Source organism: Nocardia kruczakiae NBRC 101016 (genome assembly GCF_001612965.1).
GTDB classification, from domain to species: domain Bacteria; phylum Actinomycetota; class Actinomycetes; order Mycobacteriales; family Mycobacteriaceae; genus Nocardia; species Nocardia kruczakiae.
Genome location: NZ_BDBL01000051.1, coordinates 41,985 through 52,951, shown reverse-complemented (window position 1 = coordinate 52,951; position 10,967 = coordinate 41,985). Strand labels below are relative to the sequence as shown.

The following is a 10,967-nucleotide window of genomic DNA, read 5'->3' as shown; positions in this document are numbered from 1 at the left end:
CGGCCAGCAGCGCCACCGCGGCCGGGGCGCCGAGCCCGAGCAGGCTCAGCCGTCGCAGCGCCTCGCGACGGCTGAGCAGGCCTTCGGCATGGTCGGTGCCGATCTCCTCTGCGATATAGCGCTGCAGCGGCGTCATACCGGCCAGCGTAACCACGGCATCTGTGTATCGGCGGCCCTACGGCGAACCGGCGTTCTCACTCCGGTTCGGTGACGAAATCGATGAGCTGTTCCACCGCGCCCAGCAGCGGCGCTTCCAGATCGCGGAAGCTGTCGACGGCGTTGTAGACCCGCCGCCAGCCCTCCGACGGAGTGCCCCAGCCGAGCCGGCGGCAGACGCCGGTCTTCCAGTCCTCACCACGCGGCACCCGCGGCCATGCCTCGATGCCGACGGCTTGCGGTCGCACCGCCTGCCAGATATCGATGTAGGGATGACCGGTCACCAGGACGTGCGGGCCGAGGCCGGTGGTCAGATTCGTCTCCTTGGAGCCGGTGACCAGATGGTCGACCAGCACACCGACCCGCCGGCCGGGTTCCGGGCCGAAGTCGGTCAGGCGCGCGGCCAGATGGTCGAGGCCTTCCAGATGCTCCACGACCACGCCCTCCACCCGCAGATCGTGTCCCCAGACGCGTTCCACCAGCGCCGCGTCGTGCACGCCCTCGACCCAGATCCGGCTGGCGCGCGCCACGCGGGCGCGCAGCCCCTCCACGCGGGTGGAGCCCGACGCGGAGCGCGTGGGTGCGGCCGGCGCGGTCGCCTTCGGCCGCACCAGCGTCACCGGCTGCCCGTCGATCAGGAACGCCGCCTCACGCAAGGCGAACAGCCGGACCCGGCCGCCGCGGTCCTCGAGTTTGACGAAGTCGCCGTCGTAGGTGCGCTCGAAACCGACCACGGCGCCGCAGAATCCGCTGGCCGCGTCCTCGGCGACGAGGTCGCGTTCGGCCACCACCTGCGGTACCGCGCGCTTGCGGGTTCGAGCGTGTCCGGAATAGATGTCACCGTAGTCGCGCGCACTCACCCGGCCGAAACTACCTGTTCCCCTTGTCGTTCGGCGGGAGGTGAGGCCCAGAGCGGCGGTGCGGTCCGGCCGACGACGCCTCGCGCCCACCGGATCTGGACCGGTGACCGGCGTGTTTCCGCTCGACTCGTCCCGTTAAAGGCGCGGAAAAACGGACAGGCACGGTACGGTTGACGCGTGGCCGCAATCGTATGGCTGGTCGCGGGAATTCTGCTCGCCGCAGCCGAGATGCTCACCGGTGACTTCACGCTGCTCATGTTGGGCGGCGCGGCGTTGATCACCGCGGGGGTTGCCGGGATCGCGCAGACGTCGGTGGTGATCGACGCCGTGGTGTTCGCGATCTCCGCCATCGGTCTGCTGTTCGTCGTTCGCCCGATGTTGTTGCGCCGCTTCGCAACTCCCCCGCCCACGCCGACCAATGTCGATGCGTTGCCGGGGAAGACGGCGAAGGTGCTGGAGGCGGTGAACGAGAACAGCGGTCAGGTGAAGATCGGTGGCGAAGTGTGGAGCGCACGCCCGTTCGACCCGGCCGATGAATATGCCGAGGGTGAGACCGTCTACGTCATGAAGATCGACGGCGCGCACGCCGTCGTCTGGAAGGGGCCGTAATGGCTGTACTGATCGTCGCGATCGTCATCGTGGTGCTGGTCGCGGTGGTGGTCTTCAAGTCGATCGCGCTGGTACCGCAGGCCGAGGCCGCGGTGATCGAGCGGCTGGGCAGATATTCGCGCACCGTATCGGGGCAATTGACATTCCTGGTCCCGTTCGCCGACCGGATCCGCGCGAAAGTCGACCTGCGCGAACGGGTCGTGTCGTTCCCGCCGCAGCCGGTGATCACCCAGGACAACCTCACCGTGCAGATCGACTCGGTGGTGTATTTCCAGGTCACCAGCCCGCAGGCCGCGGTCTACGAGATCAGCAACTACATCGCCGCGGTCGAGCAGCTGACCATCACCACCCTGCGCAACGTGGTCGGCGGCATGACCCTGGAAGAGACGCTGACCTCCCGCGACCAGATCAACTCGCAGCTGCGCGGCGTCCTCGACGAGGCGACCGGCCGCTGGGGCCTGCGGGTGGCGCGCGTGGAATTGAAGGCCATCGATCCGCCGCCGTCGATCCAGGAGTCGATGGAGAAGCAGATGAAGGCCGACCGTGAGAAGCGCGCGATGATCCTCACCGCGGAAGGTAATCGCGAGGCGCAGATCAAGACGGCCGAGGGTGCCAAGCAGTCCCAGATCCTCGCGGCCGAGGGTTCCAAGCAGTCGGCCATCCTGTCCGCCGAAGGTGAGCGGCAGAGCCGGATCCTGCGCGCCCAGGGTGAACGCGCCGCCGCCTACCTGCAGGCGCAGGGCCAGGCGAAGGCGATCGAAAAGGTCTTCGCCGCCATCAAATCCGGCAAACCGACGCCGGAACTGCTCGCCTACCAGTACATGCAGACGCTGCCGCTGGTGGCGAAGGGCGACGCCAACAAGGTGTGGATGGTGCCCAGCGACTTCGGCAAGGCGCTGGAAGGCTTCGCCCGCAACTTCGGCACGCAGGGCGAGGACGGCGTCTTCCGCTACGAGCCCAGCGACGACGGCGCCGCGGGCACACCCGACGACGACGCCGACGAAGTGGCCGATTGGTTCGACATCAAGACCGATCCGGCCGCCGAGCGGGCGGTGCGCGCGGCCGAGGCCGCGGCGGCGACACCGGTCGATTCGCCGCTGATCGCGCCCAATCAGCCCCGGCATCTGCCGCCGCAGAGCGCTCCCATTCCGCCGTCGCCCCCTGCGCAGCAGCAGCAACCGGCGCCGCGCCCCGGCGATGCGGGCGGGCGGCCGTGGCAGCCGCCGGAGTATCCGGGACGTTGACGGGGTAACCGTATTTCAGCGATGATCCGAATGCCGGTCCGCGAATCACGCGGGCCGGCATTCGAATGTCGGTGCAGGGCACGCGGACTCGGGGGTGGGCATGGCGACACGGCGGGCGGTGCTGCGTGCCGCGGCGTTGGCGCCGGTGCTGACCGCATGCGCGCCGGGAGTGCTGTTCGGCCACCCCGCCTCGGTGCGAATCGCGGTGCCCTGGAGCGGAACCGAGCTCGCCGCGTTCCGCCGGGTGCTCGAGGATGCGGGGCTGGGTGCCACGGTCGCGGTGTTGCCGCTCGGCGACGATATCGATACGGCCCTGCAGGCGCGCGGCCGCTCCGCCCCCGATCTGGTGATGTTGCCCGAGGTCGGACGGATCGGTGAGCTGGCGGGCGGGGTGTTGCGCGCACTGCCGCCCACGCTGTGGGACGACGCGGCGGGACCGCGCTATCCGGATCGGTGGCGCTCGCTGCTGTGGAAAGACGGTGCGCTCTACGGCATTCCGTTCAAAGCGGCCGACAAATCGCTGGTGTGGTACGACCGGTACGCCTTCGGCGGCGACCGGCCGCGCGACGACCCGCGCGACTGGACCGTCTCGCAATGGCCGCAGCGTATCGCGGAGGCTACCGACCGCCGTCCACTGGCGCTGGGCGGCGCCGACGGCTGGGTGCTGGCCGACCTGTTCGGCAACGTCCTCTACGGCGAATCCGCCTGGGACTACGAGGATTTGGCCGCCGCCGGCGAGCCTGACCGTCCGCGGGAATGGGATCGCGACGCGGTGCGGGCGACCCTGTACCGGCTGGGGATCATGTGGGCGCCGCGCGGCACCTTCCCGGGCGGTATCGCCGCCACCCTGACCCGGCAATTCCCGGAATCGGTGCGCGAGGTGTTCGAACGGCGCACCGCGGCGATGGTGGTCGCCCCCGATTTCGCGGAACCCATCGTACGCAGCTGCCTGCGCCGGGCCGGCCGGCCCGCGGACGCGGTGGGTGTCATGCCCTTTCCGGCGGTGGCGCCCGGAGGCCCGCGCCCGGCCATCGGCGGCGGCGACGTGATCGTGGCGACCGCCGCCGGGGCCCACGATGCGGTGCCGGTGCTCGGCGCACTGACCGCGCCGGGCGCCGTCTCGGCCTGGATCGGCGACTACGGTGGCTTCCTGGCACCCAGTCCGCGCACCGTCCCGGACCACGCGCCGATGCTGGATCCGGTTGCGGCACAGTTGCATTCGTGGTCCGCGTTCGATTTCGCCGATCTCATCGGCGCCGCCGGGCGGCGCGACGGCCTGTGGCGGGTGCTGACCGACCTGCTCGTCACCGTCGGCGACGGCCACGCCGAGCGACTCGACGCGGCGGTCGATCACGCGGTGCGCGCACTCGACGAGTTCGAACGGAGAGCGCGATGACGGCCGGGCACATCCACGCGCACGGACTGGATCTGGAGCCGGCGCTCACCCGCATCGCCGGTCCGGTGATCCCGGGACGCCACCCGCGGCGGTGGTCGATGTGGCCCGCGCAGCTGCCGGCGCTGGTGCTGATCCTGCTGCTGCTGGTCGGGCCGGCCGCTACTACGGTGTGGACCGCGGTCCGCGCACAGTGGGCGATGGTCGGCTGGTGTGCGCTGCTGGTGGTACTGGTCGCGGCGAGCACCGTGCTGTGGCGCCGGGACGACGCGGTGCGCGCGCTGGTGGCGGCGGCTGCGCGGGGTCGCTGGACATTGCTGCGCAATCGATTGTGGCCGACCGTCTTTCGCCGGCGTTCGCTGTGGTGGCCCGTCGTGGTGGTCGCGCTCGTGGTGACGATCCGGGGAATCGGCGTCGAACTGGGGCCCGGTGGGCGCGGCGCCTACGTCCGGACCCTGGTGTGGGTGCTGTGCGCGCTGGCCGTGCTGGTCCTGGCCTTGGAACTGGCCTGGCGTGGCCGCCGGGGCTGGTGGCCGTGGCAACCGCTGATTCTGCCGTTCGGCGTGTCGGCGTTCGTCGCCGGACTGGCCATGCGGCTGCTGGCCGAGAATCCCGACTACCGGATGCCGGTCCCGGGCGTGGCCGGCCAGCGCGTGTGGCTGATGACCCTGCTGATCGCGGCCTTCGTCTGGTGCTGGCTGGGTGCGCTGTTCGCGTTGTTCCGCGCCGCGATCGCCGCCATCGAGGCCGACCCGGTGCGGCGCGGCTATCTCGAGGACGCGCGCGGCGCGGGCCGGACCCGGGCCCGGCTGTTCGAATTGGTACGACCGGTCTTCCTGATTCTCGGCCTCGTCGTCGCCGTCGCCGCGGCGCGGATCTTCGACATCATCCTGATCGCGGTGCCGGGCTCGCTGCAGTATTCGCTGGACTCGGCGACCGTGCACTGGTGGCGGCTGGTCTCGGATCCCGATGCCGATCCCGGTGTGGCCGCGGCCTATTCGCTGCCGCTGGCGGTGCTGATCGGTTCGGCGGCGTGGATTCTGCAGACCGACGTGCGCCGCCACCGCGTCGGCTGGATGCGCCGCCCGAGCGCCGATCCGGTCCGCACGAGGCGCACCGCGCGTGGCGTCCTTCGGCTCGTGGCGGTCTCGTCGCTGGCGCTGGGGCCGTTGCTGGCGTTGGTGGTGTTCAGCTGGGTGGGCGCCGACGGGCCCGCCCTCGCCGGCGCCGGATCGGTGTGGCAGCACCGAGAGTTGTTGCATGCCATGGCCAATACGGGCTGGGTGGCGGTGTGGGCCACCGTTCTCGTCATCGGTGCGGCGTTCCCGGTCGCCCATCAGCTCGCCGCGCTGCCCGCCGATGCGCTGCGTTCGCGGATCGCGGTGGTGGTGCTGGTGGTGTTCACCGTGCTGCCCGCGCAGCTCTACGTCGGGCCGATCCGGCGCGTCATCGAGCGGATGGGATTGACCGGGACGTCGTTCTCCTCGCTGATCGTGGTGCACGCCGCGATCGGATTGCCCATCGCGATCCTGATTCTGCGCGGAGCGCTGCTCGCGCCCTCGGACGGTCCGGCCGCCGGCGCCCTGCACGGGCTCGCCAAACCGTGGGCCGTCCTGGGCCGCGTGGTGTCGACCGCATGGCCCGCCGTCGGCGCGGTCGCGGTGCTCGAACTGATTCAGGTGTGGAACGACTTCTTCATCGGACTGATGGTCAGTGGCGCCGATGTCAGTCCGTGGTCGCTGCTGCTGTGGGGCGACGCGCGGCAGTTCCAGGAGAACGCCGCCCATCTCGCGGCCGGGGCACTGCTGTCGACGGTCCCGCCGGTGCTGCTGTTGCTGATGACCTGGCGCCGCTTCCTGGTTCCGGGATTGACGGGCGGGATCGTGCGATGAGCGGCCACTCGCACCGGCCCGAGCACGACATCGCGTCGCAGCTCATCGCCACCCCGAAATCCTCTGTCTGGCAAGGGTTTCTGGGCGCGGCGTGGGTGATGTCGTCGTCGCTGCTGCTCGAGGTGGTGGCGAAGCTGCTGGAGGGTTCGGTCGGGCAGAGCCGGGTGCTGAACTCGCTGGCGGGGGTGCTGCGCTGGGTGGCGGTCGCGGTGGTGGCGGCTGCCGCGCTGTACGTGCTGTGGCGCAAGACCATGGATATGCGCGAGGGCGCGCGTGTCCGGCGAGAACTGGACCTCACCGCGGACCTGGTCCAGCCGCCACCCGTGGTCGAGCGGACCGTCGCGGCGCTGCCCGCGCTCGCACCGGCCCGGACGCGGCCGCTGGACGCGACCGATGCGGCCGTCGCCGCCGTCCTGCGGGCACTGCCGTTCACCGACTACGAGGCCGCCGTGCTCTACGACACCGTGACCGCGATGCTCGACAGCGCGACGGTCCTGCCGAGGGAGCAGGCGGTGGTGCAGCGTTCGACCGGCGAGGTTCTGATCCGGCTCGCCGCCCACGGCGTGATCGTCCACGACGGGCACGACCGATTCGCCGTCACGAAGACCACGACATCGCCGGACGGTGCCGTCGTACGCCGCACACCGCAGTGGCGGGCCACGTGGCCGGCGCTGATCCGGCACTACTCCGACCGGGCGACACGCTGGGCGGTGGCTCTGGACTCGGATCGGCTCGGCGCCGGCGCGCATCGGTGGTTCACCGGCACGGCGGACCGGCTGGCCGAACTGCTGCGCGCATGCGCCGACTGCGATCACGGCGTCGAACTCGACATCCCGGCCCTGGCGCGGATCGCCGACGCGCTCGACCTCTGGTACGCGCGGATCGGGGCCCCTGCCGATGGTCCGGCGGCGCGGGCGATGCTGGCGTTGAGCGGCCCGGCGCATCCGCAGATCCGCGAACTGGCATCGATCCGCTGCGAGCTGGCGCTCGACACCGCGACACGCCGACGATGGCCGCGTCCACTCCGGAACCGGCATCGCAACCGTCCACGCCGGAGCACGGGCCTGGACGCCCGGCGCGCGCATGCCGAGGCGATGCGCGATTTCGACCGCCTGCCCGGCGGGGAGTACCCACTGCCCGACATCGTGGCCGGGTTCGAGCGCGCGTGGTGGCTGCTGCCCCGTCGCGACATCGCCGCCGAGGTCTGCGCGCTGAACGACCTGGCTATCGCACATATGCACGAAGGACGCCTGGATGCCGCCCGTGACCGTCTCGAGCTGGCCGAAACCCTGACCCGCGGCGGGCGCAACCCCTCCGGCCGGGCGCACACCTTCGAAACGCTGGGGCTGCTGTGGTGGATGCGCGGTGAACCCCGGCGCGCGATGCGCTGGTGGCTGCTGGCGCTGACCGTCTACCGCGATCTCGGTCACGAATTGGGAATCTGCCGGTGCCTGCAGCATCTGGGCAGCGCGGTGGCCGTCGTGCCCGAATACGGCGGTCTGCTGCTCGCGGGGCCGCTGAGCACGGGCGAGATCCTGCGTCAGGCGTCGGGCTGGCTGGCCTATGCGGAACGGCGCCGTCCCGGCGGGGTGGGCCGGACTCCTGCCCTGGCATCCCGCTACCGTCGGAGTGTCGCGCAAGCACTGGAGAACGCGCAGCTCACGTCGCTGGAGACGGTGGACCGGTGGCCCGTCACCGTGTCCGAGCGTTAGCCCTCCGACCGGCCCGTTCGGGCTTCCGCCGGCCATTCGAGCCGGCGAAACCTCCGATTTCGGGCGTTGTCATGCGACCGGGGTCACTATATCTCAGTGATCTCGACCACATAACGTTTATATAACTACAGTTATGTAACGCGCGTTTATCGCACCATGCGCTGCGTAAACGTGAATATCCTCCACGTTGGGTTGAGACAGTTCGGTTGTTATCGCAACGTGATGTATCGAGATTTCTCCGTTACCGTCGTTTGCAGCTCGGAATTCCGGGCTGACGCTCGAATCGCTGAACACCGGCAACCCTGTCCCGCGGTTCGAGTTCGACCCCGACATACCTGGGGGCAGGGACCCGTAATCGTCACCATCGGGCCGGTTGGGCGCAGGCAGGGAAAACCACATGTCTCGTAACCGTAAGTTCAGCACTCGCGCACTCGGCTTCGCCGCCGTCGCCGGCGCCATCGTCGCCGTCCCCTTCGGCCTGACCGCTACCGCGTCTGCCGACGGCGGCCACGACTGGGATGCCGTGGCGGCGTGCGAGGCCAGCGGCAACTGGGGCGCCGACACCGGCAACGGTTTCTACGGCGGCCTGCAGTTCACCCAGAGCACCTGGGAAGCCAACGGCGGCAGTGGCAACCCGGCCAACGCCAGCCGCTCCGAGCAGATCCGCGTCGCGGAGAACGTGCTCGCCAGCCAGGGCCCCGGCGCCTGGCCGGTGTGCGGCGCCAACCTGTAAGGTTCGCCTCCGCCCGCGGTTCGTCCGCATACACAGCGTGCAGACAGGCCCCTCCCGGATCTACCCGGAAGGGGCCTGTCGCGTTGTATGCGCCGGTCAGGCGCTGATCGCGGCTCCGGCCGCGAACCGGCTCTCCACCGGCGCGAGTCCGTAGTGCCCGCGCAGGGTGCCGGCGGTGTATTCGGTGCGGAACAGGCCGCGTTCCTGCAGGATCGGCACCACCCGGTCGACGAAATCGGTGAGTCCGCCGGGCAGATACGGCGGCATGATGTTGAATCCGTCCGCCGCACCCGCCTCGAACCAGGTCTGCAGTTCGTCGGCGATCTGCTCCGGGGTGCCCGCGAAGCTGCGATGTCCGCGCCCGCCGCCGAGTTTGCCGATCAGCTGGCGCACGGTCAGCTGCTCCTGTGTGGCCAGCTCCTTGACCAGCGTGAACCGGGACTTGTTGCCTTCGATCTCGCTTTCCACCGGCAGCGGCGGCAGCGGCGCGTCCAGCGGATGGTCGGTCAGATCGATGCCCAGCTGCGTGGACAGCTGGCGCAACGCGTAGTCGGGGGAGATGAGATCGGTGAACTCCTGCTCCAGTGCCAGCGCTTCGGCGGGCGTGTCGGCGATGTAGGGCACCAGACCGGGAAGCACCTTCAGCTCGTCGGCACCGCGGCCGTACTTCGGCAGCCGTGATTTCAGATCGCGATAGAAGCGCTGCCCCTCCTCCAGGGTGCGCTGCGCGGTGAACACCGCCTCGGCGTAGCGAGCGGCGAATTCCTTCCCGCTCTCGGAGGATCCGGCCTGCACCAGCAGTGGCCGGCCCTGCGGTCCGCGCGGGGAGTTCAACGGGCCGCGCACCCGGAACCGGTCGCTGTCGTAGTCGATGGTGTGCACCTTGTCCGGGTCGGCGAAGACACCGGCCTCGGGGTCGAGCACGACGGCCGAGGACTCCCAGCTGTCCCACAATTGCAAAGCGACATCGACGAATTCGGTGGCGCGCTCATATCGCCGAGCATGTTCGGGAATGGCGTCGTAGCCGAAATTGTAGGCCTCGTCGACGCTGCCGGACGTGACGATGTTCCATCCGGCACGCCCGCCGCTGATGTGGTCGAGCGAGGCGAATTTGCGGGCCAGATTGAACGGTTCGTTATAGGTCGTCGAGGCCGTCGCGATGAGCCCGATATGTTCGGTCGCCGCGGCGATGGCCGACAGCAATGTCACCGGTTCGAACACCGCGAGCGTATTGCGCTGAATGCGCGGGCCCACCGCCAGACCGTCGGCGAAGAAGACCGAATCCAGTTTGCCGCGCTCGGCGATGCGGCCCAATTCCTGGAAATGCTTCACGTCCAGCACGCGCCGTTCCTCGGTGCGCGGATGGCGCCAGGCTGCTTCGTGATGACCGACGCCCATCAGAAAGGCGTTGAGATGAAAGGTTTTCGGTGATGGCGACATCGAGCGTCGTCGTCCCTTCGGTGTAGTGCTTCAGCGATCGGATTGCGGGCGCCAGCGGGTGAGGCGGCGTTCGATCGCGACGAGTACGGCGTTGTAGACCAGGCCGACGATCGCGATGGCGACGATCCCGACATACATATCGGGGATCTGGAAATTCTGCTGTGCGGCGGTGATGAGATAACCGAGACCCGCTCGCGCACCGGACATCTCGGTGGCGATCAGGACCAGGATCGAGGCCGACGCCGCCATCCGGATACCGGTGAAGATGGTCGGGACGGCGGCGGGCAGGATCACCTTCTGGAACAGCCGCAGCGGCGAGAAACCCAGTGACACAGCCGACTTGATCAGCAGCGGGTCGACCGATCGAACACCGCTGATGGTGTTCAGCAGGATCGGGAAGAAGGCCGCGTAGACCACGATCGCGACCTTGGAGGTCTCGCCGATGCCGAGAATCAGGATGAACACCGGCAGCAGCGCCAGCGCCGCGGTGTTGCGGAACAGTTCGAGCAGCGGGTTCACGAAGTCGGCCACCGGTTTGTACCACGCGATGGCGACGCCGGCCGGAACGGCGCACGCCACCGCTATCGCGAAGCCGACCAGGGATCGGCCCAGACTGGCGGAGGTGTTGTCCCAGAGCTGGCCGTTGCGGATCAGCTCGTCACCGCGCTGCACAACGGTGGAGAACGGCGGCAGGAAGATCTGATCGACCAGGCCGAAGCGGGGCGCGAGCTCCCAGAAGGCCAGGAACAGGCCGATGACCAGCACGGGCTTGAACAGCCGCCAGCCCCAGCGACCGGCCAGGGCGGCCAGCTGCCGCCCGGTGCCGGGGGTGAAGCGAGCGGGAGCCCCGCCCGCAGTCGCGGCCGGGACGGAGGACTTCTTCGACACCAGCACGGGTTCGGCGGTGGCGGGCAGTGTGGTGGACATG

General features: G+C 69.6%; 9 protein-coding genes and 1 pseudogene. 6 read left to right on the top strand and 4 right to left on the bottom strand.

The window, feature by feature from the left end:
• A pseudogene (locus NK1_RS35895) lies at positions 1–136 on the bottom strand (dienelactone hydrolase family protein); the annotation flags it as partial.
• A gap of 58 nt (positions 137–194) precedes the next feature.
• On the bottom strand, positions 195–1,016 hold the full coding sequence (locus NK1_RS28860; protein WP_063013772.1) for a DUF3097 domain-containing protein: 822 nt from the start codon (positions 1,014–1,016) through the stop codon (positions 195–197).
• Between the two features lie 177 nt (positions 1,017–1,193).
• On the opposite strand from NK1_RS28860, the gene NK1_RS28855 reads away from it, so the two are divergent.
• From NK1_RS28855 to NK1_RS28830, 6 genes are all read left to right on the top strand, one after another.
• The gene (locus NK1_RS28855; protein WP_036502267.1) at positions 1,194–1,625 is read left to right on the top strand and encodes an NfeD family protein; all 432 of its coding nucleotides are present in this window, start codon (positions 1,194–1,196) and stop codon (positions 1,623–1,625) included.
• Positions 1,625–2,869, top strand: coding sequence for an SPFH domain-containing protein (locus NK1_RS28850; protein WP_063013769.1), 1,245 nt, complete (start codon positions 1,625–1,627; stop codon positions 2,867–2,869). Before NK1_RS28855 ends, NK1_RS28850 begins: the two co-directional genes overlap by 1 nt.
• Positions 2,870–2,969: 100 nt before the next feature.
• On the top strand, positions 2,970–4,265 hold the full coding sequence (locus NK1_RS28845) for an ABC transporter substrate-binding protein (protein ID WP_063013768.1): 1,296 nt from the start codon (positions 2,970–2,972) through the stop codon (positions 4,263–4,265).
• A complete protein-coding gene (locus NK1_RS28840) occupies positions 4,262–6,154 on the top strand; it encodes a hypothetical protein (protein WP_063013766.1) in 1,893 nt (630 codons plus the stop codon). The genes NK1_RS28845 and NK1_RS28840 overlap by 4 nt, the downstream gene beginning before the upstream one ends.
• Positions 6,151–7,866, top strand: a complete 1,716-nt coding sequence (locus NK1_RS28835; protein ID WP_063013764.1) for a hypothetical protein — start codon at positions 6,151–6,153, stop codon at positions 7,864–7,866. The genes NK1_RS28840 and NK1_RS28835 overlap by 4 nt, the downstream gene beginning before the upstream one ends.
• A 397-nt stretch (positions 7,867–8,263) precedes the next feature.
• Positions 8,264–8,599 (top strand): transglycosylase family protein, encoded by a 336-nt coding sequence (locus NK1_RS28830; protein ID WP_062996224.1) that lies wholly within the window; start codon positions 8,264–8,266, stop codon positions 8,597–8,599.
• A gap of 96 nt (positions 8,600–8,695) precedes the next feature.
• On the opposite strand, the gene NK1_RS28825 is transcribed toward NK1_RS28830, so the two are convergent.
• Entirely contained in the window at positions 8,696–10,039 is a 1,344-nt protein-coding gene (locus NK1_RS28825) for an LLM class flavin-dependent oxidoreductase (protein ID WP_063013762.1), read from the bottom strand.
• 30 nt (positions 10,040–10,069) lie between these two features.
• On the bottom strand, positions 10,070–10,966 hold the full coding sequence (locus tag NK1_RS28820; protein WP_063013760.1) for an ABC transporter permease: 897 nt from the start codon (positions 10,964–10,966) through the stop codon (positions 10,070–10,072).
• Position 10,967 lies beyond the last annotated feature (1 nt).